The 26007-nt window shown below is 40.3% G+C and carries 25 protein-coding genes and 1 tRNA gene; 8 read left to right on the top strand and 18 right to left on the bottom strand.

The features are described from left to right. Nucleotides 1–30: 30 nt before the first annotated feature. The 3 genes from O3793_RS05640 to O3793_RS05630 all read right to left on the bottom strand — a co-directional run bounded on the left by O3793_RS05640 (nucleotide 31) and on the right by O3793_RS05630 (nucleotide 2612). A protein-coding gene (locus O3793_RS05640) for an IS3 family transposase (protein ID WP_371446212.1) occupies nucleotides 31–1379 on the bottom strand; the annotation gives its coding sequence in 2 pieces (ribosomal slippage) (nucleotides 31–947 and nucleotides 947–1379; 1350 coding nt in all). A gap of 130 nt (nucleotides 1380–1509) precedes the next feature. Then, entirely contained in the window at nucleotides 1510–1839 is a 330-nt protein-coding gene (locus O3793_RS05635; protein ID WP_371446211.1) for a metal-sulfur cluster assembly factor, read from the bottom strand. 11 nt (nucleotides 1840–1850) lie between these two features. After that, nucleotides 1851–2612, bottom strand: coding sequence for a prolyl oligopeptidase family serine peptidase (locus O3793_RS05630; RefSeq protein WP_371446210.1), 762 nt, complete (start codon nucleotides 2610–2612; stop codon nucleotides 1851–1853). 115 nt (nucleotides 2613–2727) lie between these two features. Between O3793_RS05630 and O3793_RS05625 the strand changes: the two genes are divergently transcribed. Further along, on the top strand, nucleotides 2728–3558 hold the full coding sequence (locus tag O3793_RS05625) for a Cof-type HAD-IIB family hydrolase (RefSeq protein ID WP_371446209.1): 831 nt from the start codon (nucleotides 2728–2730) through the stop codon (nucleotides 3556–3558). 51 nt (nucleotides 3559–3609) lie between these two features. Here the strand turns inward: O3793_RS05625 and mgtE are convergent, their stop codons facing one another. The 4 genes from mgtE to O3793_RS05605 are packed head-to-tail and all read right to left on the bottom strand — an operon-like array spanning nucleotide 3610 to nucleotide 7386. Further along, a complete protein-coding gene (gene mgtE / locus O3793_RS05620; RefSeq protein WP_371446208.1) occupies nucleotides 3610–4977 on the bottom strand; it encodes a magnesium transporter in 1368 nt (455 codons plus the stop codon). A gap of 17 nt (nucleotides 4978–4994) precedes the next feature. After that, entirely contained in the window at nucleotides 4995–5888 is an 894-nt protein-coding gene (locus tag O3793_RS05615) for an RluA family pseudouridine synthase (protein WP_371446207.1), read from the bottom strand. Further along, nucleotides 5885–6712: an NAD kinase gene (locus O3793_RS05610; protein WP_371446215.1), complete on the bottom strand. Its 828-nt coding sequence runs from the start codon at nucleotides 6710–6712 to the stop codon at nucleotides 5885–5887. Before O3793_RS05610 ends, O3793_RS05615 begins: the two co-directional genes overlap by 4 nt. After that, entirely contained in the window at nucleotides 6712–7386 is a 675-nt protein-coding gene (locus tag O3793_RS05605) for a GTP pyrophosphokinase family protein (protein ID WP_371446206.1), read from the bottom strand. The genes O3793_RS05610 and O3793_RS05605 overlap by 1 nt, the downstream gene beginning before the upstream one ends. Before the next feature lie 132 nt (nucleotides 7387–7518). Here O3793_RS05605 and O3793_RS05600 point away from each other — a divergent pair, with 132 nt between their 5' ends. Beyond that, nucleotides 7519–8097, top strand: coding sequence for a CYTH domain-containing protein (locus O3793_RS05600; protein WP_371446205.1), 579 nt, complete (start codon nucleotides 7519–7521; stop codon nucleotides 8095–8097). A gap of 97 nt (nucleotides 8098–8194) precedes the next feature. Then, complete coding sequence (locus O3793_RS05595; protein ID WP_371446204.1) at nucleotides 8195–8890, top strand: DsbA family protein; 696 nt, start codon at nucleotides 8195–8197, stop codon at nucleotides 8888–8890. A gap of 372 nt (nucleotides 8891–9262) precedes the next feature. Here O3793_RS05595 and pepF read toward each other — a convergent pair whose 3' ends face one another. From pepF to O3793_RS05575, 4 genes are all read right to left on the bottom strand, one after another. After that, nucleotides 9263–11065: an oligoendopeptidase F gene (gene pepF / locus O3793_RS05590; RefSeq protein WP_371446203.1), complete on the bottom strand. Its 1803-nt coding sequence runs from the start codon at nucleotides 11063–11065 to the stop codon at nucleotides 9263–9265. 131 nt (nucleotides 11066–11196) lie between these two features. Further along, on the bottom strand, nucleotides 11197–11859 hold the full coding sequence (locus O3793_RS05585; RefSeq protein WP_371446202.1) for a TrkA family potassium uptake protein: 663 nt from the start codon (nucleotides 11857–11859) through the stop codon (nucleotides 11197–11199). Between the two features lie 15 nt (nucleotides 11860–11874). Next, on the bottom strand, nucleotides 11875–13254 hold the full coding sequence (locus O3793_RS05580) for a TrkH family potassium uptake protein (RefSeq protein WP_371446201.1): 1380 nt from the start codon (nucleotides 13252–13254) through the stop codon (nucleotides 11875–11877). A 123-nt stretch (nucleotides 13255–13377) separates the two neighbouring features. After that, nucleotides 13378–14754, bottom strand: coding sequence for an aspartate kinase (locus O3793_RS05575; RefSeq protein WP_371446200.1), 1377 nt, complete (start codon nucleotides 14752–14754; stop codon nucleotides 13378–13380). Nucleotides 14755–14923: 169 nt separating this feature from the next. Here O3793_RS05575 and O3793_RS05570 point away from each other — a divergent pair, with 169 nt between their 5' ends. After that, a complete protein-coding gene (locus O3793_RS05570) occupies nucleotides 14924–15304 on the top strand; it encodes a VOC family protein (RefSeq protein ID WP_371446214.1) in 381 nt (126 codons plus the stop codon). 264 nt (nucleotides 15305–15568) lie between these two features. Beyond that, entirely contained in the window at nucleotides 15569–16438 is an 870-nt protein-coding gene (locus tag O3793_RS05565; RefSeq protein WP_371446199.1) for a zinc ribbon domain-containing protein, read from the top strand. Nucleotides 16439–16486: 48 nt separating this feature from the next. On the opposite strand, the gene O3793_RS05560 is transcribed toward O3793_RS05565, so the two are convergent. The 4 genes from O3793_RS05560 to trkA all read right to left on the bottom strand — a co-directional run bounded on the left by O3793_RS05560 (nucleotide 16487) and on the right by trkA (nucleotide 20820). Next, nucleotides 16487–16798, bottom strand: coding sequence for a hypothetical protein (locus tag O3793_RS05560; RefSeq protein ID WP_371446198.1), 312 nt, complete (start codon nucleotides 16796–16798; stop codon nucleotides 16487–16489). A 125-nt stretch (nucleotides 16799–16923) separates the two neighbouring features. Next, nucleotides 16924–17874 (bottom strand): DUF1002 domain-containing protein, encoded by a 951-nt coding sequence (locus O3793_RS05555; RefSeq protein WP_371446197.1) that lies wholly within the window; start codon nucleotides 17872–17874, stop codon nucleotides 16924–16926. Nucleotides 17875–17993: 119 nt separating this feature from the next. Beyond that, nucleotides 17994–19457 (bottom strand): TrkH family potassium uptake protein, encoded by a 1464-nt coding sequence (locus O3793_RS05550; RefSeq protein WP_371446196.1) that lies wholly within the window; start codon nucleotides 19455–19457, stop codon nucleotides 17994–17996. A 10-nt stretch (nucleotides 19458–19467) separates the two neighbouring features. Beyond that, a complete protein-coding gene (gene trkA / locus O3793_RS05545; RefSeq protein ID WP_371446195.1) occupies nucleotides 19468–20820 on the bottom strand; it encodes a Trk system potassium transporter TrkA in 1353 nt (450 codons plus the stop codon). Between the two features lie 122 nt (nucleotides 20821–20942). On the opposite strand from trkA, the gene O3793_RS05540 reads away from it, so the two are divergent. Next, nucleotides 20943–21377 (top strand): SprT family protein, encoded by a 435-nt coding sequence (locus O3793_RS05540; RefSeq protein WP_371446194.1) that lies wholly within the window; start codon nucleotides 20943–20945, stop codon nucleotides 21375–21377. 36 nt (nucleotides 21378–21413) lie between these two features. Next, a tRNA-Leu gene (locus O3793_RS05535) sits at nucleotides 21414–21496 on the top strand. Nucleotides 21497–21572: 76 nt separating this feature from the next. Here O3793_RS05535 and gorA read toward each other — a convergent pair. From gorA to gpmA, 3 genes are all read right to left on the bottom strand, one after another. Beyond that, entirely contained in the window at nucleotides 21573–22922 is a 1350-nt protein-coding gene (gene gorA, locus O3793_RS05530) for a glutathione-disulfide reductase (RefSeq protein WP_371446193.1), read from the bottom strand. A gap of 422 nt (nucleotides 22923–23344) precedes the next feature. Beyond that, a complete protein-coding gene (locus tag O3793_RS05525) occupies nucleotides 23345–23887 on the bottom strand; it encodes a dihydrolipoamide dehydrogenase (protein WP_371446192.1) in 543 nt (180 codons plus the stop codon). Nucleotides 23888–23920: 33 nt separating this feature from the next. Then, nucleotides 23921–24607 carry a 2,3-diphosphoglycerate-dependent phosphoglycerate mutase gene (gpmA, locus tag O3793_RS05520; protein ID WP_371446191.1) on the bottom strand — a complete coding sequence of 229 codons (687 nt, stop codon included), beginning with the start codon at nucleotides 24605–24607 and terminating at the stop codon, nucleotides 23921–23923. Nucleotides 24608–24778: 171 nt separating this feature from the next. Between gpmA and O3793_RS05515 the strand changes: the two genes are divergently transcribed. Next, nucleotides 24779–25975 (top strand): O-antigen ligase family protein, encoded by a 1197-nt coding sequence (locus tag O3793_RS05515; protein ID WP_371446190.1) that lies wholly within the window; start codon nucleotides 24779–24781, stop codon nucleotides 25973–25975. Nucleotides 25976–26007: the final 32 nt, after the last annotated feature.

Below are 26007 nucleotides of genomic sequence, written 5' to 3'. Positions count from 1 at the left end.
GTACTGACCCCAAAAAGTTAGACAATTAATTTAAGCAAAGGATTTAGTTCTGTATTGCACAGGACTAAGTCCTTTTAATTTTACTTTGATTCGTTTGTTGTTGTAATAATCAATATAGTCGACGATTGCCCTCTCAAGTTCCTTTATAGACTTAAATGTCTGCTCATAGCCATAAAACATCTCTGATTTAAGAATGCCAAAGAACGATTCCATCATGCCATTGTCAGTACTATTACCCTTGCGGGACATAGATGGCTGAATGCCCTTATCTTCTAAAAAACTATGATAAAACTCATGCTGGTATTGCCATCCCTGATCACTGTGGAGAATAGTACTCTCATATTGTTCATCTCTAAAAGCTTGTTTTAACATATCTTTTAATTGGTCTAAATTTGGTGAAGACGAAAGGGAATAAGCTATAATTTCGCTGTTATAACCATCTAAAATTGGTGATAAATATAGTTTTTGGTTACTTGTTGGGATAGAAAATTCCGTAATGTCTGTATAGCACTTTTCCATCGGTTTTTCAGCTTCAAATTGACGTTGAATAATGTTTCCAACTCTCTTTCCAACGGTTCCATGATAAGAAGAGTACTTACGTTTTCTGCGAATACGAGCCTTTAGACCTAACATTTTCATCAGGCGTTGTACCTTTTTATGGTTTACGATGAAACCACGGTTTCTAAGCTCAAGAGTAATACGACGATAGCCATAATTTCCTTTATGCTCGTTATAAATAGTTTCTATTTCGTTTTTTACGGCCTGATTCTTATCTTCTAGGTTTAGCTGCTTTAAGTGATAGTAGTAAGTTGAACGAGCAAGTTTAATAATCTTTAGAAGAATATCTAAAGGAAACTCTGGCACTAACTCTCTGACAATCTGTGTCTTTCTTCTTTCTCTTTTTCCTCCTTCAAGCGGAGTTCTCTCAACTTTTTTAGAATGGCATTCTCCGCTCTTAAATACTCATTTTCAGCCTGAAGGCGTTCTTGTTCTGTCATCTCTTCTGATTTTTTCTTTGGCTTACGGCCCATATTAAGTAGTCTCCCTCTTGTTTTCTCAACAATAGTATACTCATTTTTCTTGTATTGTGCGAGCCAGTTATAAAGCATCGCAGGACCCGGAAGACCGTATTCAAGAGAAACTCTTTCTATACTCAAACCTTTATGTAAGACTTTATCAATCATTTCTTGTTTTATTTCTGGAGGATAATAAATTTTCTTCCCTCTTTTTACTATCTCTAAACCATAACGATCAATCAATTTAATCATATAGACAAGATTTCTCGCATTTATACCGAACGTATCTGCAAGTCGTGCGTAGCTAACTCCTTGTTTTCTGAGTTCATAAATTTGAACTTTATCCTCATAAGTTAATTTCATAAAAAAGCACCCCAAAAGTTAGATTTTCTGTCTAACTTTTGGGGTTCACTTCAAATTTCACCATACGTATTTATCTGACAGAATTTATTTTATTGCACAAAAAAATCCCCACATCTGTGGGGATTTTTCCTTATCTAATACCTAATGCAATTCTTGCATAGCGTGACATTCTATCTGGGCTCCATGCTGGATACCAAACCAATTTCACATCGATTGTCTTCACTTCTTCAATCTCTGCTAATGCGCGATGAATCTCATCTGTAATAATATCTGCTAGCGGACATCCCATTGTTGTCAGAGTCATATCCACTTGGCAATGCCCTTCTTTATTCAAGTCAACACGATAAATCAATCCAAGATTGACGATATCGATACCAAGCTCTGGGTCAATCACTGTTTCTAAGGCTTCTAGAATCTTCTCTTGCATTACTTCTGCAGCATTTTTATTTTCTTCTGTCATCTTCTTCTCTCCTATTGAAATACTCTTTGGAAAAAGTCTGCAACGGCTTCAAACACTTGATGTGGGACACGATGCACTTCACCTGGTGTTTCATGCCATTCTACATTTTTCGAATATGGTTCATCTTTGATGCTTTCATAAAATTCTTTATTTAATTCATACGGCACTTTATCATCTGCAGTTCCATGCCATAAGAATAACGGACGGCCATTAATATGTTCAGGATGTTTTGCAAGCGCCATTGCATCTAAGAAGGCTTTGTTCTTTTCAATTTCCGCTTCTAATGCTTCACATTGTTCCTGCGTTGCTCCCGTCATCCAGATAGATGAAATTGTCCATTTCGCAAAACGAGCAGGATCCGCATTTCCCATTAAACTCGCTGCTGCTGTAATATCGGGATATTGATTGAACAAAGCATAGGTTGAAATACCACCCATACTTAAACCAGATACCCCAAACTTCGTTTCATCTAATAGTCCGCGCTGTCTCATTTCTTCTTTTATAATAGGAAGTTCTTTAATGTTATTAGCTACAATTTCCCAGATTTCGCCACCAATCAGACGAACGCCACGGTCTCCGTGTAAGAGTTGGTCTGGTAAAATTGCACGCATTCCACGCTTCGCTAATTCAACTCCAATTGTGACAACACGGTCTTTACTACCTGTCCATCCATGATAAAACACAACAATTGGGATTGCTTGATCTTTTAATGATGCATCCACAACTTCAGCGTACGGAATTCCATTTACTTCACGATAATCAATTTGAATCATAACTTCCTCTTTCTTATTTAATCAAAAATATGGTAAACTTATACAGATATTGTACTTGATGGAAACTTTGAAAACAAGTTTCTGCTTTTAGAAAACCACTTTGAAAGGAGAAAGAATGGAAAAGAAACTCATTGCCATCGACCTTGATGGAACTACATTAAACAACAATTCAGAACTGACTCAAGAAACGATTGATACCCTTCATGCCGTGAAAAACTTAGGCCATGAGGTAGCCATTGTCACTGGTCGCCCTTACCGTAATTCAAAACAATATTACGACCAACTTAACCTAGGCGGCCCAATCGCAAACTTCAACGGTGCCCTCTGCCATATTCCAGGGATGCCAGATTGGGATGGAAAATACCATATCACTCTCGATTCAGAATTCGTACTTGATTTGGTGGCCTTTAACAAAACACTACCGGTCGATTACTTAATGGTCGAAGGAACAGAACTTGTGTATTCAAACATGGAAGAACTACCTGAATGCCCATACTATCCAAAAGACCAAAAGCCAATCGTGATTGATAAAAACACAAAACTCAAAGAACAACCAACAGCCGTTGCTCTCTTCTCTGATGTTGAGAAACAACCAGAGATTAAATCAAAAATCTTAGACCGCTATGATAATGATATTGAAATCCGTACTTGGGGTGGTAACTTCCCATGTCTAGAAGTGATTTCACCAGGTATTCATAAAGCGAAAGCCATTGAACACTTGTCGCGTTACTTTGGAATTAAACAAGAAAATATTCTTGCCTTTGGTGACGAAGACAACGATTTAGAAATGATTGAATACGCAGGACACGGTGTTGCGATGAAGAATGGAATTGATGAATTGAAAAACATCGCAAATGCCATCACTCCATTCACAAATGACGAAAATGGATTAGCGAAATATTTGCAGGACTACTTCCAGCTTCAAGAATTAAAAGCAAATGCATAAGAAAAAAACGATAAGGTTATAGACAGAATCGTCTATATACCTTATCGTTTTTTATTTTGCTAAATATACCGAAATAAATTGACTCACAATCGTGAAGTAAACCAGCACAGATGTTAAGTCGTTAACAGTTGTAATAAATGGTCCACTGGCAATGGACGGATCAAAGTTGAATTTCTCCAATGCAAATGGAATACAAGTCCCTGTTAATGCCGCTACGAAAATCGAAGCAAACATCGCAAATCCAATAATAGCACCAAGAACGATGCTACCGTGCCATAGACTCACAATCCCAAATACCATTCCTCCGGAAATCAATCCGATACCTAGACCAGTTGCCCCCTCTTGCACGAGTACTTTCCAGAAAGACTGTTCCTCTTCGTGAAGACCAATCTTACGAATCGCAACGGCAAGTGATTGCGTCCCTGTATTCCCGGCAGTACCTGTAATCAATGTAATAAAGATGGCAAAGATACTTGCTTGTTGAATAATCGGTTCATAATGTCTAAAGAGGACCGCTGTCACCGTACCCATGATAAGGAGCGTCACAATCCCCGGTAGACGGTTGACAATCCCTGCCCACACGCCTTGGTGCGCTTCATCAACGTTTACCCCGGCAAGACCTGAATAGTCACTCGTCGCTTCTTCTTCGATAACGTCTAAGGCATCATCGACCGTGATAATCCCTACCAGCGTATTCGTATCGTCGACTACTGGAATGGCAAGGAAGTCGTAGTCTTTAATCGTCTGCACCACTTCTTCTTGCGCATCATTCACGTGTACTGTTACAACACGGTCAATCATGATATCCTTGACGAGTTTTTCGTCTGGTTTCACGATTAAGTCTTTCAACGTGAGAATCCCAGTTAAATGATTTTCATCGTCAGTGACATACACATAGTAGATGGTTTCAGCGTCTTCGGCAAAACGTTTTACCGTTGACATCGCTGTTTTTAATGTATCTGATTCATGCACGTAGATAAATTCTGTTGTCATCATCGCCCCTGCAGTATCATCATCATAGTTTAATAATTGACGAAGTTCTGTCGCCGTTTTATGCGGCATCAGACGTAAGTAGGTGCGGACATTTTCTTCCCCTACTTGCTTCAATACGTCTACCGCGTTGTCGGAATACATTTCCGCAAGCATTCGTGAGACATAGGCTTCATCCATCTCGCTTAAATACTCTTCAACATCTTCTACGTCTTCTTCTAGTAGTTCGAACACCATTGCCATTTCTTCAGGAGTCAGAAATTGGTAGGCTAATTTACGTTCTTCCAGCGTTAAACTCAAATAAATCTGCGCCTGGTCGTACGTATGATTCTCAAAGAAAATCTCACGGAACTGTTGTTTGTCTTCCGTTGCCAAGGTGTGTTGAATTTGCTCTAAAATATCTTCAAATTCATATACGATTTCGCTCAATGGTGATTCTCCTCTCTTTATTGCTTGTGGGCTTTAATCCACTCGTCCATATCTTTGGGCAGTGGCGCCACAACGGTAATTTCTTTTTTCGTCATTGGATGAATAAACGTAAGCGAATGACAATGTAAGGCTTGGCGGTCTAAAATCTCGTCTTTCACCCCACCATATAAATCATCTCCCACAAGTGGTGCACCCATCCATGAGAAATGAACACGAATCTGATGCGTACGCCCAGTGTGTAATAAAATCTCGACAAGGTCCGCTCCATCAAGCGTTTCTTTCTTCCAATATTCAGTTAGCGATGGTTTCCCATCTTCTGATACACAACGATTAATAATCGACCCTTCATGTCGGCCAATCGGCGCATCAATCATGCCATGTTCTTCGAGTGTAGCTGTGTCATGCACAATTGCTAAATACTTCTTCTCAATGGTTTTGTCTCGTAAGGCTTGATCCATCCACGCATGGACAACTCGGTGTTTGGCAAACATCATCACTCCCGTTGTATCACGGTCAAGACGCGTCACCACATGAGTAATTTGGTCCGCATAACCACGTCTCTTATAGTATCCTTTCACACGATTCGCCATCGAATGGTCTGGATGCAACTTCGACGGAATCGAAGCCGTTCCAACAGGCTTATTGATAATGAGTAAATAATCATCCTCATACAAAATATCAATCGGCACTTCACTTGGAATCACGGTCTCATGTTCTCCAGACGGCGGAATCACCATCGTTAGGACATCTCCTGGCTGAAGCGTCTTTAGGACAATCTCATGACGACCATTCACGAGGAGGTCCCCATGTGTTTTGACATGAGCAAGAAAGGTTCTTGAAATCCCCACTTCTTGCAAGAAGGACCGCATCATCATCGGATACTCGTATGGGTAATTCCACGTTAAAATCAACGGACTTCCTCATTTCCACGACAATTCACTTCACGCGAACCGATAAACGCATCTTCCACACGATCCCAGAATGGTGTATGACGATACGCCGCAAATGAAATGCGCTCCCCACTAATTTGTAATTGAATTTCTTCAATCTCGTTGGCATCATAGGTTAAATGGTCAATCGCCATCACCATGCCCTCTTTACTTTCAGGACGTAGTGTTAAGACATTATCTTTGGCAAAAATCATTGGCGAACTAAGTGTACGATACACACGATTATTAATCGACGCCATTTCAGTCATCTGCATCACTTCTGCACGCGGATGAACAACGGCTCCCCCTAGAGATTTGCTAAGGCCTGTTGACCCAGTTGGTGTCGCCACACAAAGCCCATCTCCACGGAAGTTTTCAAATAACTCGCCATTAATATACACTTCGCATAACAGCGTGCCATTTACTTTACGCAATGTTGCCTCATTCAAGGCTGCATAACGAACAACATCTCCGCTCTTAAATTTCACATTCACATCGAGTAATGGATAGCTCACACGCTCTCCCTTGTCTTGTTTCAATGACTCGATTAATTGATCCACTTCATAATTACGCCAATCCGTATAGAACCCTAAGTGTCCCGTATGGATGGCCACAAAACGAATGCTATCTAGTTGATCGCGGTAACGGTGAAAGGCGCCTAAAAGCGTTCCGTCTCCGCCAACCGTAATCACCACATCCGGATGCTCATCATCACGCACAAAACAGCCTTCTTGACATAAGCGGTCGAAGGTATTCATGACTTCTTTTGTTTTTTCTGTTTGGTTTCCGTATAAACCGACTTTCATCATGATTCCCTCCGTTTCTTTCGTTTACGTTGATTTTCTTTATTAATCGCAAAAATATATTGCGCTTCTTGAATCTCTTCTCTGATTTGAGACATCTCTTCATCAAGCAAGAACGCCGCTTCTGCAGCACGTTCCAAACGCTCATGAATCGTATCAGGGAATTCCCCTTTATATTTATAGTTCAATGAGTGTTCAATCGTTGCCCAGAAATTCATCGCTAACGTACGAATTTGAATTTCCACAAGAATCTTTGTTTCCCCTTCGATACGTTGCACTGGATATTCCAACACGATATGGTATGAACGATAGCCACTCGCTTTTTTATTTTGAATATAGTCACGTTCAATTACGATATCAAAGTCATTCCGCTGACGAATCAAGCGAACCACTTCATAAATATCATCCACGAACTGACACATAATACGAAGACCTGCTATATCTTGTACACCTTCAAGGAATTCTTCTCTAGGAATATTACGAACTTGCATCTTTTCTAAAATACTCTCTGGAGTCTTCACACGGCCCGTGATAAATTCAATCGGTGCATGCTTTCCTTCCTGACGATACTGACGTCTAATTCCCTTTAATTTAATTTTTAATTCCTCTATTGCTTGATAATACGGAGCTAGAAAGGCTTCCCAGTCTTCTACAAGGGGTGTTTCCCATGTTTCCATATTTTCACCTACTTTTTTTCATTTCCGTTCTCTATCATACCATATTTTATAGGGAATCATGACAAATTAAGGCGATTTTTTTCAAATCTGTCATAAAATGAGCTACAATAGAACACTAAAGGAGGAACGGATATGCCAGAAATTGAAAAAGAGTTTAAAAACTTACTGACAAAAGAGCAATACGAGGCGATTGCGGGCGACTATCAATCAGTCTTTACAAAGGACGTCACGCAGACAAATAGTTACTACGACTACGAAGGTCTCCTCCAACAACATAAAATGGCCCTTCGCATTCGCATTGTCGAAGGAAAAGAAACCGGCGAAATTACGCTAAAGATTCCTCAAAGTAGCTTAGAGGTTCTTGAGTATACCGAAGTCCTTCCGGTAGACATTCTAAATGCGTATAACCACGACAAACAATTCGCGCTTCCAACGTCCCTTCAAGAAACATTGGAAAATAAAGGCATTACACTTCAAACTGTGAATCAAACGGCGCTTCTTACAACGCATCGATTGGAAGGTGCCCTTTCCGAAAATGAGTGGCTTGTTCTCGATGAGAGTCACTATAACGGCAAGGTAGACTATGAGATGGAAATGGAAGTCCGTAGTCTCGAACTTGGCGAACCGGTATTTCTAGGCATTTTAGAGAAATACAAAATTGAACGACGCCAAGCGGAAAGTAAAATTAAACGAGCATTGTCCACGAGATGAGTACAAACGTTACTCGTTGTGCAAATTATTCTGACATTTCAACAAACTATGTTACAATGATATTACAAAGTTAGTTAGGGAACAGGGGTGTAAGATTTTGAGTAGTTCAAAAACAAAAAATCTATCAGAACACACTTCACACGAAAAGATTTTCGAATTATATTTATTCGTGAATCCATTGGGATCATATTGTTATCGCTGTGAAAATGAACTATTAAAATTTGTTCGCAATTCTGAGTTTAAGGTACATTACCAATTCGTAACGTTTCATAATTTACAAACGGTTGATCAATATATGAAAAACCAAAAGTTAGATGAAACGGATTTAGATTTAAGAAACGAAATCTATACTAGAATTTATGATGCGGCTCTTTCTTATAAAGCTGCCCTCTTACAAGGAAAACGTCCAGGTCGTCAATTCTTATTTGAATTGCAACACCAAATTCATCATCACAATCGTTGCTACAGCAAAGAGTTATTAGATGAAATTTTAGATAATATTGAAATTGATAAGAAAATGTTTTACGAAGATAAAGCAAGTGCTGCTGTGAAAACAGCGTACGACCGCGACTTACAAATCGCTCAAGAGATGAATGTAACGCACACTCCTTCTCTTGTCATCTTCGATAATTCAAATCATTCTTATGGAATCTTACTGGCGAACAGTATTACGGCGGATACCATTAGTGAAATTTGTAATGGTGAGCCTCTTCCTGAATGCCCAGAAGTCAAACGACTTGTAGAAGTTCGCTCACGCCACAACTTAGCAAAAGTCGTTAATATGAATCGTTAAACGAATTAAACTCCTCCATTTGGAGGAGTTTTCTTTAGTTATAAAAGGAAAAAGAGCTCACACTGTGAGCTCTTTTTTGATTTTTGTCTTTCTGCCTATGAAGTTGAACTCGACCTCGCAGAAATGGCGTGCGTTTCCCGAAACGTCCGCACGACTCGTCCCGAGTCCCTTCTTTCAATTTCAAATTCTTCGCACTGTGAAGAATTTTCCAACGTTCCATTTCTGAGCGCTCGGTCTCGTATCACGCAGTGGTTTATTGACTTTCTTTTCATCACTCGTGATTCAAGAAAGTCTAATAAACTGTGCGGGCGAAAGACTACGAAGCAGAAAAACCTCACACTGTGAGGTTTTTCTTGTCTTCTGTCTTTCTGCCTAGTCGTTCATAAGCGCTTCTAATTGAGATAGACGTTGTTCGAATACGTCGAATGCGTCGTATAAGTAGTCTTTCTTCGTCATGTCTACGCCAGCTTTTTTCATTACTTCGATTGGAGCGTCGCTGCGTCCTGCACGTAAGTAGTTTAAGTAAGCTTCTAAATCTTCTGGAGTACCATGTAAGATTTTATCTGATAAAGCAGTTGCTGCAGCCATACCAGTTGCGTATTGGAATACGTAGTAGTTCATGTAGAAGTGAGGGATACGTGCCCATTCGTATGCGATTTGTTCATCTTGGATGACATTTGCATAGTATTTCGCGTTGATTTCGCTATAAGCTTTTGCGATTGATTCTTGTGTTAATGGTTGGCCTTCTTGGTCCATTACGTGAATCTTATGTTCGAATTCCGCAAATTGTGTTTGGCGGAAAATTGTTGATTTGAAGCGGTGTAAATAGTTGTTTAAGATGTATTTTTGCGCTTCTTTATCAGTATGTTTCTTCAACAAGTAATCTGTTAAGATGTTTTCGTTTGTTGTAGAAGCAATTTCCGCTAAGAAAATTGAGTAATCTCCGTATTGTTTTGGTTGAGTATTACGAGTGAAGTAGCTGTGTGCACTGTGTCCTAATTCGTGAACTAATGTGAAGAAGTTTGATAATTCATCATGCCAGTTCAATAGGATGTATGGTGCAGTTGAGTAAGCCCCACTTGAATATCCACCACTGCGTTTACCGATGTTTTCAGCAACGTCGATCCAACGATCTGCGTATGCTTTCTTCATGATTTCGTGGTACTCTTCGCCAAGAGGTTTCAAGGCTTCCACACTTGCTAGTGATGCTTCTTGGTAGTTGTATTTAATTGGAGCATCGCCTGTGATTGGTACGTATAAATCATACATATGCAATTCATCTAAGCCTAATGCTTTTTGTTGTAATGCGATGTAACGGTGCAATAATGGTAATTTTTCATTTACCACGTCTACTAAAGCATCGTACACTTCTTCAGGAACTTGGTTTGAAGCAAGAGCTGCTTGACGAGCTGAATCATAGTTATGAACAGCAGCGCTGAAGTTATGACCTTTCACTTCTGTACCAAGTGTGCTTGCGAATGTATTTTTTAAGTTGATGTAAGGTTTGTATAGTGTTTCGAATGCTTCCTTACGAACATCTTGGTTTTTAGACTCGATATATACTGAGTAGTTTCCGTTTGTCAATTCAACTTTTTCGCCATTTTCAGTTGTGATTTCATCAAACTTGATGTCAGCGTTGTTCAATAAGTTGAACGTTTTGCTTGCGCCTTGGAATACTTCGCTAGCTTTTGATAATAAAGCTTCTTCTTTATCTGAAAGCACGTGACCTTTTTTAATACGCGCTGTTTCTAATAAGACACGGAAGTCTTCTAATCCTGGTTCTTGTTTGAAATACTCTTCGAACGCTTCATCAGATAATGCTAAAATTGCTGGGGCAAACCATGCTGAAGCACCTGAGAATTCGATGTATGTTGAGAACGCACGTTGATTTAAAACTTGGTTTTCATTGTTAGAAGTATCTTGGTCTGCTTTTAAATGTGAGTAAACATAAGCTGTTTCAATCTTATCATCTACTACGTTTAAAAGATTTAAGAATGCTAATAATGATTCCCCGTCTTTTAATGCTGTATCTTTTGCAGCGGCTACTGCTGGAATTTGTGATTTAACAAATTCTAAGTCCTTTTCAAATCCTTCGTTTGATTCGTAAATTGCGGAAAGGTCCCATGTTAATTCTACTGGAACTTCTTCACGTCTTAATGGTTTTTTATTGGCCATTATAATCCCTACTTTCTAAAAAGTTGATAGTCCTAGTGTACTATGAAATGCATGCTTTGGAAAGGGTTTGAACCCATTTTTAAAGAAAAAGAGACCAAATGAACCGCTTTTGATTCATCTGGTCTCGTTGATTAGTCTTCAAGGAAAGTGGCTTTATCTAAACTATCTGTTCCGATAATCGCTACAAGAATGACATCTTCACGAATAAGGAAATCCGCAAATACTCTTGTATTCAAGGATTCGTCCTTTCCTTCACGATAACCAATTAAGTTTAAATCATAATCTTTACGTAAGTCTAAATCGCTTAATTGTTTTCCAACCCATGATTTTGGCGGATAAAATTCCACAAGCGAAATATTTCCATCAAGTGAAATCACTTCGGCCAGTTTATGGTGAAGAATGTTCTTCACGAGACGAATTCCTGTTTCTTTTTCTGGGTTTATGACACGTTGCGCACCCATCTTCGTTAAGATTTCTGTTGTCGTACGGCCCTTTGCTTTAGCAATAATTTCTGGAACACCAAGTTTCGTACAATGCATCACGGCTAGAATACTCGCTTCTAGACTAGACCCTGTAGCTACCACTACTGTGTCGCAGTCGCCAATTCCAATTTCTTTTAAGACTTCTTCGTCTGTCACATCGGCAATGACTGCCTTTGTGACAAGTGGTTCAATACGGTTAACGGTTGTTTCATCACGATCAATGGCAATAATGTCGCAATCATATTCACTAAGCTGTTTGGCAATCGTCATCCCAAACACACCTAGTCCTAAAATCCCAACTGTCTTTCTCATTACAATCCCTACTTTCTATCCAATTAATAATGGCGCTTTGGCATACTTCATATCGAGTGCTTTTTTCTTTCGATTTGAAAAACTTAATAGTACGGTCAACGGTCCAATACGGCCAATAAACATCAACAGCATAATAATAATCTTTCCAAGGAAGGATAAGGTTGGTGTTAAATTTGCGGTTACCCCTACTGTACATACCGCTGAAATAGTTTCAAATAAGGTATATAGAAGTGGCACCTCTGGATCCGTTAAACTGAGCAAGAACACACTCGTTAGAATGAGTGTTGTAAATACGATAAAAATCGTTAAGGCTTTTCTGGCCATCTCTTGCGAAATACTGTGGTGTCTAAATTGAATCATCCCTTCATCGTACACTTCCGAGCGAATGAATAAGAGAACCACTAAGAAGGTTGTCGTCTTCACCCCACCTGCCGTCCCACCAGGAGAACCTCCAATCAGCATTTGAATACAATAAAGAAGAATACTCGTTGGATGTGCATTCGTATAATCAATTGTCGCAAATCCAGCGGTTCTCATCGTTACCGTTTGAAAGAAGCTCACGAGTAGCTTATCGAAGAAAGATAGATTTCCAATCGTATTTGGGTTATTCCATTCGGTTAGCAAGGTTAAAACCGTTCCACTAAGTAGAATAATCCCCGTCAACCAAAGGACAATCTTCGTATGATACTGCAATCGTCTATAAAACGATTTACGCTTTTTACTCTTGGTCGATTTTCGCATTTCAAGGTAGCTTCGTTTGAAATCAAACCAAACGGAAAAACCAATTCCCCCAAGAATAATGAGAGCAGCAACCACTAATGTCAAAAATGGATCAGTTGCATAGTTAATCAGACTATTAGAGCCTAAGTTATCAAAACCTGCATTACAAAATGCAGAGATTGCAAAGAAGAATGCAGTGAAAATCCCCTTTGCTGTTCCTAATTCTGGAACAAATCGGAAGGATAAAATAACCGCTGCAATGAATTCAATAAAGAATGTATATTTAAAAATCGTTTTTAAATACTTTTTGAAATCTTGACCATCCTCACGGTTCAAACTATCTTGCAAGGCTAGTTTATCAACTAATGACATCTTCTTCCCCGCATCATAGAGGAAAAAGGCAATAATACTCATTAATCCTAATCCACCGATTTGCATTAAAATCATACAAATCACTTGTCCAAAAGTATTGTACGTCTCGGCTACTGGTTGAGTCGAAAGTCCTGTAACACATACCATCGATACAGTTGTAAACAAGTGGTCAAAATACGAAGCTTTTGATGTCGCGATTTGCGAAATCGGTAAGCTTAACAGGAATGACCCTACCAAAATCACAATCGCAAAACTGGATGCAATTCTTTTCGGAATCGAGTCCTTAAATAAGAAACGAATCATCTTCGTCCCTCCTGTCCTAATCAAAAATAATGTGCCCAAAAAAAGAGCAGAATATATTGGATATTCTACTCTTCCTATCGGCTAATTACAACCGTTACTATTTTAGTTTAAACTGTTGGAAAATTATTCCACCACTTTATATTCTTTCGTTTCACCAAAAAACTCATCATATAACGCACGGATGGCTTTCTTTTCGTATTGGTCTAAAATACCAAACATCATTGAAACCTCAGATACCCCTTGGTTATATAATTCGATATTGATTTGAGTACGAGCAAGCGTTGAAGCCACACGAGCCGTTGTACCGACCATGTTGACCATCCCTTCCCCTACTAACATAATCAGGCAGAGGCCACGCATATAGTGCGCATCATCCACGTCTAATTCCGCATAGAAACGTTCCACAATCGCATCGAGTTGCTCGTCAGTAGCATCTTCCCCACGGATAATAATGGTCGCATCATCAATCCCGGTTGGAATATGTTCGATTGAAATGCCTTCTTCTTCAAAAATTGTCAATACTTTACGAAGGAACCCAATCTCATGGTTCATCAAGTATTTCTTCACATAAATACTTACGAAGCCTGGTGAACTTGCAATCCCTGAGATAACACTTGGAGAAGTAACCTTCCCTTTCATAATGTAAGTTCCGCTTGCTTCTGGATTATTCGTATTGCACACGTGCACTGGAATTCCTTTTTTAATGGAAGGAAGAAGCGCTTCTGTGTGGAATACAGAGAATCCAGCATAGGACAACTCACGCATTTCTGTATAAGACAACACATCGATAGCGAGTGGTTTATGCACGATTTTTGGACTCGCAACATAAATCGCATCTACGTCTGTAAAGTTTTCGTATTCTTCTGCGTTCACAGCATTGGCTAAAATCGACCCTGTAATGTCAGATCCACCACGAGAGAATGTCACGACATTGCCTTCTTTTGTGACCCCGTAGAATCCTGGGAATACAATCACTTCATTCGTTAATTGTAAGTACTCTAATTCATGGTAGCTTTCTTCTAAGACACGTGCTTCCCCTGGAGTGTCGCTCACCCAAAGTTTTGCTTCGCGAGGGCCCACATATTTAGCCGCAAGACCTTCTTGGTTAAAGTATGACGCAATTAAGCGTGCGTTTAAGTCTTCCCCGCTTGCTTTATACGCATCCATTAAATAGTCAGGAGCTAAGTCGTTTCTTTCTTTTAAGTTTTTAAAATGAATACGAACGAGTTCAAATACTTCTAGTTTTAATTCTAATTCATCACAAATTTCTTTATAACGTACTAAGATTTTCTTTAAGACTTCTTCATCATAATTCCCTTCAATATGAGAAGTTGCTAATTGGATGAGAAGGTCTGTTACTTTTTCATCGTCTGATGTACGCTTCCCTGGGGCTGAAACCACCACGATTTTACGTTTTTCATCAGCTTTTACGATATTAAAGACCTTTCTTAATTGAGTGGCATTCGCTAAAGAGCTTCCACCAAATTTGATTACTTTCATATGACACTTCCTTATTTTTTCAATGGTACTAGACTACCAAATTAATGAAAAGAACGCAACATATTTCCACTAATCGAATACATTTGTCCGCGAAATGAAAACAGTCTTGAAAACTTGTATTTACGTTTAGAGTTTGTTAGGCTTAAGGAAAATAAATTAAGGAGGTCACATCATGTCAAAAATGTTGCATACTTGTGTCCGTGTTCAAAATCTAGAAGAAAGCATTCGTTTCTACGAAGAAGCATTTGGGTTTAAAGAAACTCACAGAAAAGACTTCCCAGAACACAAATTTACAATCGTTTACTTAGCATTCGAAGGTGACGATTATGAATTAGAATTAACATATAACTACGGCCACGGCCCTTATGAAATCGGCGACGGATATGGTCATATCGCAATTAGCGCTAAAGACTTAGAAGGACTTCACGCTGAACACGTTGCTAAAGGCTACGACGTAACAGAATTAAAAGGTTTACCAGGACATCCTGCAAACTACTATTTCGTAAAAGACTTAGATGGCTACAAAATCGAAGTAATCCGCGAAAAATAGTTCATACATGACATTCCACACACCCTCTGCTATAATGTATTCTATGCGATGAGGCGACACGCAGTACATTAGAGACTGCGAGTTATGTGGAACAGGAGTGCTTTGGCACACTACCGGATGTAGCTGTTTGTAGTTCGTGATGTGAACACGACCTACTCATCTGAAAAGATGCCACGCTAAGACTAGGAGTTCCTAGTCTTTTTTTATAGTGAAATTATGATACAATAGCAATGAAAATTATTAGACATAGAAAGAGGAAGATTCATGAAACAATGTCCATTCTGTCATGAGATGATTGACGAACAAGAAACACTCTGCCCTTACTGTGGAACTGTTCAAGACGAACTCTCACAACCGGTGTCAATTGAACCAAATGAAGGCGTTCAAACAGACCTTTTAGACGAAAATAACGAACCTACTCCATCGTTTACCACGAAAGTAGAAACAAGTATTCCTGAAGAAGACAATAACCGTAGCTCACAAGAAAACCGTGTGAAGAATAATCGCCTAGCCTATGCTGGTGCATGGAATAAATTCAAACGCTTCTTCACATTCTTTGGAGAACGTTTAGTCCAACCAACAAATCACTATTCACGTAAGCGTCAATATAGCCGTACTTACGGATATGCCTTAATTATTTTGGCAACAGTAATGTCTGCATTCGTGACAACTCACTTAATTCATTCACTGATTGGTCAATACCAATTATTCGCCGACATTTCAATCTTACCTAGCTTAACAAGCACACCAAACTACATTTGGATGTTCATTCGCTTCATCCTCTTCTACGCGGTGTTCTACCTTGGGTTCCCAAGCGTATCATATGGATTGAAACACGTCTTCCAAAAACGTCAACACGTATTTAACTACTGGTTGACACAATACGAAGGAATGAACGTTCTTGCGATTGTATTACTTGCCGTTGCAACAGTCATGACATTCATCAGTCCAGTATGGTTATTCGTTGGAATCTTGATTGTATTCTTCGCGCATATCCTACTCTACATTGTGACATTTACGTCTTCGATGTTTAAGAGCGCCACAGAATCAACTATCGATCCAATTTATTTATCACTGATTGGTTTAGTCGTACAACTAATTATCACAATCAGCTTACTCTTAATCTTATTCTAAAATACAAACACAAAACCCTGTCCAGCGACGGTCAGGGTTATTTTTTAACTATTTTTTGAACAGCAATCCAATGAGTTGTCCTATGAGACTGACAACTGCATACATCAGAATATAAATGGCCGCAGAGTCATTTAGTAAAAAGAGATTCGGAATCCATAAGAGACCAATAATAATCGGGAAATACCAATAATATCCAAACTTTACCGAAAATAGCGTTGAAACCACAAAGACGATGACCGGAATTCCAATCAATAGCAAGAACATTGCACTTCCTGTATCTTGAATCAGAAAAACAGGGATTAAATAATAGAGTCCAGCAACAACAACGTACACCAGTAACTGTCTATACTTCGAAGGCATCATGCCCCCTCCTCTATTGATTCTATTTTCCTATCTCCATTATACCATATCCATTTAAAATCGAGTGCTATGTTAAGCACTAAAAAAGCATGAAACAAATTTGTTCCATGCTTACGATTCACTCTTTAGTTTTGTGAGAAGAGATTTTTGATGGCATCAAAAATCGATTGGAAGAATTGGGCGATCTTATCGAGCCATCCTTCGTTTTTGGCTTGTTCGACTAAGCTGTTAATCTTTTCGCTGACTGATTTTGACAAGCTATTTAATTGCTCTAATACTTGTTTGGAATCAATCGCACTTGTGTTTTGATAGTTTTGCGCAAAAGCGACTAGTGCTTTAATTTGGTCTTGAGAAATCACATTTTGTAATGAGTTGTTCTTCAAGGCGTCGTTAATAATGCGTTCGATATCTTCTTTTGTCGCTAATTGTCCTTGCTTTTGTTTGAGTTCCGCAAGTTCTTTTTTGATTTCAATCATCGCTTTATCAAGTTTTGAAGAATCGAAACCTTTAGCGTTCGCATTTTCTTGCGCGATTTTGTTCGTGACTTCTAACTCTTGTTGCGCGACTTCGGTACGTTTGGCATCCAGTTGTACCCCGTTGGCTTCGAAGGCTTTATACACCCCTGTTAAGGCGGATTCACCGGTTACTTTCGATACGGCTGCGACTTCGATTTCCGCATCCGTTACACCAGCTGTGATTGCTGCGTTGGCATATTGCTCAGGTGTTACCAGTGTAATGTTTTCAGGAGTCTTGATTTTCACCTTCACCCCTGTACCCTTGTCTGTCTTTTGAACCATCACCGACGAAATCATGACAGAGGTATTTCCGTCGCCACTTCCAAGATATTTAATTAAATCTTGTCCGGTTGCTGTTTCGGTTAATACGGTATTTGGATCTTTAATGCCTAATAATTGAGAAGTTTGCTGAATTTGCGCCTCGCTGAGTCCACCACCATAGACTACGGTTGGTTTTCCCCATTTCTCATTAACGGTCGTTGTATCGATGGCATATGCACTCTTCATGGATAATCCCATCAATGCAAGGACGATTGCGGTTGCCTTCACCCATTTTTTCATGAATGAACCTCCTTTGTTTTAAATCGTAACTTGCTCGTTACACTCATAGTATACAAAAAGAACTTTAAGAAAAAAGTGTTCTTTCCTTAAAGTTCTTTATCTATTTGTTTAAGAATTGGTTAACGTCTACGCGCAAATGCCTTCATTGTTGTTGGTGAGAAAAGCATAATGATTGGATAAATTTCCAAACGTCCTGCAATCATCCCAATCGCAAGTACAAAAGTATTGAAATCAGAATACATTGAGAAGTTGCTTGTAGGTCCTACTTGACCAAGCCCCGGCCCGATGTTGTTAAAGGTTGCGGCCACACTTGAGAAGGCTGTTGTAAAATCGCCTGCTTCAAATGACACACATAGTAATAACACAAGGAAGAACAGTACATACACGATTAGGTAGTTGGCAATACTCTTCTCCATCTTATTATCGATTGGTTTTCCATTCATCGTTGGAACAAACACACGACGCGGTTGACCCATGCTTTTTAATTCGGCAATGGCACTCTTGAAGTACACGATAACACGAGAGACTTTAATCCCCCCGGCTGTTGACCCTGCACATCCCCCGATAAACATCAGTAGTAAAAGAAGCACATGTGGGAACAATCCCCAGAGTCCAAAGTCGACCGTTGAATACCCGGTTGTCGTAATAATCGACGATACCGTGAAGAACACACTACGAATTGGAACGCCTAAAGCCGATTGCGTAATCGATAATACGGTGAAAATAATCATCGTAAAGCCAAGGACGATTCCAACATAGGTACGCATTTCTTCGTCTTTAATCACGTCTTTCACAGCGCCTAGAAGAATGAAGTAATATAAGTTAAAGTTGATCCCAAAAAGCATCATCCCTACCCCGATAATCCATTCCACGGCTGCTGCGTTAGCGTAAATACTAAATCCGGCATTATTAATCCCGAAACCACCTGTCCCTGCTGTACCAAACGATAAAAGCAAGGCATCAAAGAGTGGCACTTGGAAGACGACTAAGATAATCGTCAATACGGCTGTCATCGCCAAATAAATCATATATAAAATCTGCGCCGTATGCGCTAATTTCGATACGAGTTTTCCAAACACAGGACCTGGAACTTCCGCACGCATTAGCTGCACGGATTCGGAACCATGACTTGGAAGAATCGCAAGTGCGAATACCAGTACCCCCATCCCACCGACTAAGTGAGTGAAGCTTCTCCAAAATAATGAAGAATGTGCAAGTACTGAAAGGTCTGGGATAATACTTGAACCAGTGGTCGTTAATCCACTTGCCGTTTCAAAGAAGGCATCCACCACATTTGGGATTTCTCCTGTGAAGACAAATGGAAGTCCACCAAAGAACGAGAGTAAAATCCAGCTTAAGGCTACGGTTACGACCCCATCACGCGCCATGATTTTTAGTGGCTCTGGCTTTTTAAAGCTTAAGAGTAGCCCAATTACCAGTAGTAACAGAATCGTTCCAGCATAGGCTAGTTTTTGAGTCAATGACTCATGATAAATAAAGCTAACAATCAGTGGTAAGGCTAAGAGCGCCGCTTCAACTTGAAGCATTTTTCCCACGAAATAGCGAACTGTTTTGATATTCATTCAGACACCTCTATTCCAAAATGTCGTTAATGTCATCAAAGTCTTTTTCCGTTGTAACGACGATTACTTTATCAAATGGCTCGATTGTGTCACTACCGGCTGGGTAAATGAGTTGTTCCCCACGAACGATAAACGCAATCAAGAGGTTCGATTTTGTCTTTAGTTCTGATAAAGGAATTCCACAAATCCCACTATTTTTTTGAACGCGGAATTGAAGTGCTTCAACTTGGTTATCCGCTAAACGGTATAACGCTTCGACATTAGATCCTTGTGTGTTCGAACGTGAACGCACGAATTGGATAATTTCGTTCGCAACGATACGTTTTGGCGTCACGACTGATTGATTATCAAAGCCTTTAAACACTTTAAGAAGCGCTGGACGGCTCATCTTCGTAATAATCTTTGGTACGCCTTGTTGTTTCGCATACGCTGAAAGAATTAAGTTTTCTTCGTCAATCCCTGTCATCGATACAAACACATCATATTCTGTAATACGTTGTTCTTCTAATACATCGTGGTCTGTTCCATCGGCATGAATGATGGTTGAATGTGGGAACGCATAGCTTAAAGTTTCACAGCGTTCTTCATTGACTTCGATGACTTTGGTGTTGATTTTTGTTTGTTTCAACATATTGAGTAAGTAATAAGTAATACGTCCACCACCGACAATCGTAGCAGAAGACACACTCTTCGTTTCTTGACCTGTTAATTTTAAGAAATTGCGAAGGTCTGGATACGCCCCTGTAATAAATACATGGTCGCCTTCTTCCAAAGTAGAATCCCCATCCGGAATAAAGCTTTGGTCATTACGATGAATCACACAGATTAAGATAGATTCAAAACGATTACGCACTTCTTTCAGCGTTAAACCGGCAAGTGCTGATCCTTCGTTGATTTCCAATTCAAGCAAGCTGACACGGTTTCCAACGAAATTTTCTACACTTAACGCAGAAGGATAATTAAAGTTATTCGCGATATCACGAGCCGTTGAAAGCTCTGGGTTAATCAGTAATGAAATCCCTAGACTTTCACGAACGAGTTGTAATTGTTGTGAATACTCAGGATTACGCACACGCGCAACAGTGTATTCCGCCCCAATTTTCTTCGCAAGAATAGATGCAATAATATTAATTTCATCCATTTCCGTTACAGAAATAAAGATGTCACAGTTCTCCACTCCTGCTTCCACAAGAATGTCGTAGCTGGCACCATTTCCGCAAATCCCCATAATATCGAATTTATTTAGTAAACGATCGATTAAATCTTGGTTTTTATCAATCAATACAATGTCATTTTCTTCTGTCGAGAGCTCCTGGCAAATCACTTCGCCGACTTTTCCCCCACCGACAACAACAATTTTCATTTTGTTTCCTCCAGATTGAAAAATCTTATACTTTCCTATTTTACCTTTCTAGTGTGAAAAGGTCAAAGTTTATCTAGTTTTCTACAGGATAAAACCATGGTACACTACTCTTGGAGGATTTTATGAACGAACACGAATTACAACAATTAACGATGGAGATTTCGCGTACCTCTTTTCACCGCGAATTCACTCACAAAATTACGTATAACAGACGTCTGCGTTCCAGCGGAGGTCGCTATCTCTTAAAAACGGGGAATATCGAGATTAATCCCCTTATCGAACAAGAACTGGGGCTTGAAGCGCTCGTTGGCGTCATTAAACATGAACTCTGCCATTATCATTTGCATCAAACAGGCGGTGGTTATCGTCACAGAGATGCTGACTTTAAACGTCTGCTTCATCAAGTGGGCGGAAGCCGCTTTGTCGAACGCATGAAGGAGCCCACCTTCCTATACGAATGCGTGAACTGCCATCACCGTTATCCCCGAATGAGAAAAATGAACACGAATCGTTATGTATGTGGAAAATGTCGTGGAAAATTAATTCTTTTAGATTGAAATTCCGCAAAACATTTGATAAACTAAAGGAGTTCTGCGGTCGTGGCGGAATGGCAGACGCGCTGTCTTGAGGGGGCAGTGGGTGTATACCTGTGCGGGTTCAAGTCCCGCCGGCCGCATAAACCAAATGAAATACGCTAGATGGATAACCATCTAGCGTATTTTTGTGCTTGTGTTTTTATACAATCAAAGCTATCAACGCATTGTAACAAACTCTTCGCTTCCTGTTGGATGAATCGCGACGGTTGCGTCGAAGTCGGCTTTCGTTGCGCCCATTTTAATCGCTACGGCAAAGCCTTGAATCATTTCGTCAACGCCATATCCAATCCCGTGGAGGCCGACTACTTTTTCGTCTGCTCCTGCTGTGATGAGTTTAAAGAGCGCTTGTTGGCGATGGCTTGTGACGGCTGAATACATTCCAGCAAACGTTGATAAGTATGCCTTCACGTTTTCTTTACCGTACTCTTTCACGGCTTGTTCTTCTGAAAGCCCCACTGTTCCAATGGCTGGATGTGAGAACACGACTGTTGGAATCGTTGAGTAGTCCATTTTCGCGTTTGTTTGTCCGTTAAATAAACGTTCTGCTAGTGTGCGTCCTGCTTTAATCGCTACTGGCGTCAATTCTTTTTCACCAGAAACGTCTCCCAGTGCGTACACACCTTGAGCTGTAGTTTCTTGGAATTCATTCACTTTGATAAATCCACGTTCTGTTAATTCCACTCCTGCAGCTTCAAGGTTTAATCCTTCGGTATGAGGAGTGCGTCCTGTTGCCCAAATCACTTTTTCAGCAGCGAAAGTTGTGCCGTCTTCGAAATAAATTTCCACAGTCCCATCTTCAAGTTGAACCAATTTTTGTGGCACTTTGTTTGTGTGCAATGTTGGTCCTGATTTTTCCATTTCCTCAACGAGTACTTCAATAATCGAATGGTCAAAGTTACGTAAAGGACGATCGCGGCGAACGAAAAGATCTGTCTTCACACCTAGCGCATGTAAGACACCCGCAAGTTCTACGGCAATATATCCAGCGCCTAAGATGGCTACAGATTGTGGCAGTTCGTCCCAAGCAAACACATCGTCAGAAGTGCCGCCAAGTTCTTTTCCTTCCACGTTTGGAATGACAGGTTTTGCCCCTGTCGCAATCACGATATGGTTGGCGTGGTACTCTTCCCCATTCACTTCAATCGTGTGGGCATCGACAAAGCGCGCGTACCCTTTAATCACCGTTACGTTGTTTCGTTCAAAAGTCCCATTATAAGAATTACGCGAGCGGTCAATATACGCTTCACGGTTTTTCTTTAATGTCGCAAAATCAAAAGTGACGTTTTCTGCAGTAAATCCATAGTCTGGTCCATACGCGTGAATCGCTTCTGCAATTTGCGCTCCATACCACATAATTTTCTTAGGAACACAGCCGATATTTACACAGGTTCCTCCAAGTAAGTTTCCTTCTACTACGGCTACACGGGCACCATGCATGGCTGCACGGTTTGCTGTGGCAATACCGCCACTACCACCACCGATAGAAATCATATCAAATTCCTTCATACGCTCATCCTCCGTTATTTCGTCACACTCATTCTATCAGAGCGCTTTTGCTTTTGTCTTAAACCCTGCTCATGGAATACGTATTTGCGCAATGAAAAATGATTACTACAAAGCCTTGCGGCTTTTTTTTATAATCGCTGTTACGGGGCACCGGAGCAAGCCTTGGTCTTGCTCCTTCGAAGCTTCAAACGCGGAGTAAGGAACAAGTTCCTACTCCGCGTAATTCTTCATCGATGCGATTCCCCGTTACTGCGATTATAAAATCCGCAGGCTTCTTCGTAATCATTTTTGGTAATTCTTATTTTATGAATCTAAGTTAAAAATACTCTGATAGAATCATGTGCCAATAACGGCCTCTTCGCTCCTTACTACTGTGCTAGTAGTTTGTTTGTGCTTTTAAGTCTGTCTTATTAACGCCTAGACTAGAGCTTTTCAAGCCAGAGGGCACAGAGTGTTTGGACGGCTGGGATAATCGTTGTGATTGAACCGTGGTTATCGTATGCCTTGTACCAGAGTTTGCCAGTTGAGTCATAGGCGTATTGGTACACGACGAGCCAGTGATTCTTATATGGGCTACCTAGAGCGGCAGTGGTTCCTACGACAACAGGAACGCCGTCTTCAAGAAGTCCTGGCACGACCTTTTCACTAAATAAATTAAAGTGTGTCTTATAACCGTATTTCTTCCACTCGTTATTGAGTCCGCGTTGGACGTCCCAATAGAAAGTTCCACGATATGGCAGTGCGTATTCAATTGACGATTCCATCCCTTTTAGAAGCTCGTCCATCGATTGTGTAACGACGCCTTCACGTTTTGCCATGAGAACTGTTAAGCAAGCAGCCGCATACGTTCCGCAGACTCCTGGTGTCTTTTCATTCACATAAGCTTTGAACGGCTGCATCTCCCCTTCAGGAAGGCCTCGCCATTCAACCTTTTCTTCTAAGCTGTGTTTCTTCTCCCACATCATTCGCATTCTCCTTATTGTTCAAACTGATCGTCTTTATTTTTCAAAATGATATTCTATCACTTGTAAGTTTTCATCGAGGTCAAATACAAGCGGTGTTGCAGTTGGGATTTCAAATTTCAAAATTTCGTCTTCGCTTAAGTTGAGCAAGTATTTCACTAAACTACGTAGAGAGTTTCCGTGCGCTACAACGAGCACGTTCTTACCGTCGAGTAAATCCACCGCAATTTCATCTTGCCAAATTGGAAGCACGCGGTCCAAGGTTGTTTTCAACGTTTCCCCTTGAGGAAGGTCCTTCACTTGTAGATGTTTGTAGCGTGGGTCGCTGGCTTGTTTGGCTGCTTCTTCCTCGCTTAAAAGTGGAGGCATCACATCGTATGAACGTCTCCAAAGCAACACTTGTTCGTCGCCATATTTTTCGCGTGTTTCTTGTTTATTGAGTCCTTGTAAGGCTCCATAGTGGCGTTCGTTTAATCGCCAGCTCTTTGTTTCTGGTAAATAATCTTGATTTAATTCAGACAAGACGATATGTCCTGTGTGGATGGCTCTCTTTAATACAGATAAATAGACATGATCGAATTGGATGCCTAATGAACGCAACATTTCTCCTGCATGATGCGCTTCTTCTACCCCTTTAGGAGTTAACTCCACATCGCTCCAACCGGTAAATAAATTGAGGGCGTTCCATTCACTTTCTCCATGTCGAACAAATACTAATTTCATGTTCATTCCTTCTTTCTGAATTTCTACTTATATTGTACGCCTGTTCTCAGAAACTTTCAAAGAACGACGCCCGATGTGTTGCTATTTGCCCTAAATCATCATTTAGTGGTAAAATAAGCTGATATCTATTTCATTAGATGATTGGTAGAAACACTACCTGAAAGGAACATTATGAAATTACTAACGATTATCGAAAAGATAAAACGATTCTCGAATCAGGACTTAGCACTGTACTTACTCATTATCAGTAGCTTCCTTCCGTTTTATCTATTTCTAACATTGTTCGTCTTATATATCATCCTTCTCGCCTTTACGGGAAAATTAAAACAAGTCTTTAAGGACCTACTCTCTCACCCGTTCCTATTGGCGTTTATCGGATTTAGCTTTATCGTATCGATGGTAGCCGGCAACTATATCGGCGCTGTCATCTCGGTTGGATTCGTGATGTATGCGATATTCTTTAAATACTATCAAAGACGATTGACACCGGACTTTTTCCATATCGTTCTACAGACGGTCTTACTCCTCAGCATTTTCGCCGCGGGATTTGCATTCTTAGAACACTACGAAATCGTTCATAAATTTAACTACACCTTCCTATCTCCAAAGATGCAAGTATGGCACCAAAACCGTGCGGAAGTAACCTTCTTTAATCCGAACTACTACGGCATTATTTGTTGCTTCTGTATTATGATTGGCTTCTACTTACTCAGCATCACAAAGAGTTGGTTCTGGAAGTTCATCGGCGCTGTCGCGATTGGTATTAACCTGTTCGGCCTCAGCTTCACTCAAAACCGAACTGCTTTCCCAGCGATTATCTGTGGAGCGATTATTTACCTCTTCACGACAATTCGTAGCTCGAAAGCATTCTGGCTTAGCATCGCCGTATTTGGAATTGGACTCATGTTCCTCTTCTCAAGTGACATCGGCGTTCGTATGGGAAGTTTTGGTTCCTCAATGGACGAGCGCGTTTCAATTTGGAATGCCGGCATGGTTCTCTTTAAACAAAATCCATGGTTTGGGGAAGGGCCTCTGACCTACTTGCATAGCTTTGCAAGAATCGGCGCTCGCTATCACGAACACGCACACAGTTTATATATCGATACCATTTCAAGCTACGGAATTATCGGAACATTGCTTTTAGCGATTTCTACCCTTAACCCTGTACGCATGCTTTTAGAAATGAGTCGCGATCCTAAGAAACGTCCTATCGTTGGACTCTACGTTTCGTTTATCGTTGTACTCTTCGTTCACGGTATCTTCGACGTAGCCATCCTTTGGGTACAAAGTGCATTCCTATTCTTACTAGTGATGACAAGTATTCCAATGTGGATGAAACAAGAAGAAAACGTCATGCCACATAAATAAACGACAAAAAACAAAATCCCAAGATTCACGGC

This window comes from Granulicatella sp. 20925_1_28, assembly GCF_041433575.1.
Taxonomy (GTDB): Bacteria; Bacillota; Bacilli; order Lactobacillales; family Aerococcaceae; genus Granulicatella.
This window is presented reverse-complemented; position numbering and strand designations above follow the sequence as displayed.

Coding starts and splice junctions, on each gene's coding strand:
- O3793_RS05635 (WP_371446211.1), bottom strand. CDS start 1,839: ATGACAGAAGAAAATAAAAATGCTGCAGAAGTAATGCAAGAGAAGATT.
- O3793_RS05630 (WP_371446210.1), bottom strand. CDS start 2,612: ATGATTCAAATTGATTATCGTGAAGTAAATGGAATTCCGTACGCTGAA.
- O3793_RS05625 (WP_371446209.1), top strand. CDS start 2,728: ATGGAAAAGAAACTCATTGCCATCGACCTTGATGGAACTACATTAAAC.
- O3793_RS05610 (WP_371446215.1), bottom strand. CDS start 6,712: ATGAAAGTCGGTTTATACGGAAACCAAACAGAAAAAACAAAAGAAGTC.
- O3793_RS05605 (WP_371446206.1), bottom strand. CDS start 7,386: ATGGAAACATGGGAAACACCCCTTGTAGAAGACTGGGAAGCCTTTCTA.
- O3793_RS05600 (WP_371446205.1), top strand. CDS start 7,519: ATGCCAGAAATTGAAAAAGAGTTTAAAAACTTACTGACAAAAGAGCAA.
- pepF (WP_371446203.1), bottom strand. CDS start 11,065: ATGGCCAATAAAAAACCATTAAGACGTGAAGAAGTTCCAGTAGAATTA.
- O3793_RS05585 (WP_371446202.1), bottom strand. CDS start 11,859: ATGAGAAAGACAGTTGGGATTTTAGGACTAGGTGTGTTTGGGATGACG.
- O3793_RS05580 (WP_371446201.1), bottom strand. CDS start 13,254: ATGATTCGTTTCTTATTTAAGGACTCGATTCCGAAAAGAATTGCATCC.
- O3793_RS05575 (WP_371446200.1), bottom strand. CDS start 14,754: ATGAAAGTAATCAAATTTGGTGGAAGCTCTTTAGCGAATGCCACTCAA.
- O3793_RS05565 (WP_371446199.1), top strand. CDS start 15,569: ATGAAACAATGTCCATTCTGTCATGAGATGATTGACGAACAAGAAACA.
- O3793_RS05560 (WP_371446198.1), bottom strand. CDS start 16,798: ATGCCTTCGAAGTATAGACAGTTACTGGTGTACGTTGTTGTTGCTGGA.
- O3793_RS05555 (WP_371446197.1), bottom strand. CDS start 17,874: ATGAAAAAATGGGTGAAGGCAACCGCAATCGTCCTTGCATTGATGGGA.
- O3793_RS05550 (WP_371446196.1), bottom strand. CDS start 19,457: ATGAATATCAAAACAGTTCGCTATTTCGTGGGAAAAATGCTTCAAGTT.
- trkA (WP_371446195.1), bottom strand. CDS start 20,820: ATGAAAATTGTTGTTGTCGGTGGGGGAAAAGTCGGCGAAGTGATTTGC.
- O3793_RS05540 (WP_371446194.1), top strand. CDS start 20,943: ATGAACGAACACGAATTACAACAATTAACGATGGAGATTTCGCGTACC.
- gorA (WP_371446193.1), bottom strand. CDS start 22,922: ATGAAGGAATTTGATATGATTTCTATCGGTGGTGGTAGTGGCGGTATT.
- O3793_RS05525 (WP_371446192.1), bottom strand. CDS start 23,887: ATGATGTGGGAGAAGAAACACAGCTTAGAAGAAAAGGTTGAATGGCGA.
- gpmA (WP_371446191.1), bottom strand. CDS start 24,607: ATGAAATTAGTATTTGTTCGACATGGAGAAAGTGAATGGAACGCCCTC.
- O3793_RS05515 (WP_371446190.1), top strand. CDS start 24,779: ATGAAATTACTAACGATTATCGAAAAGATAAAACGATTCTCGAATCAG.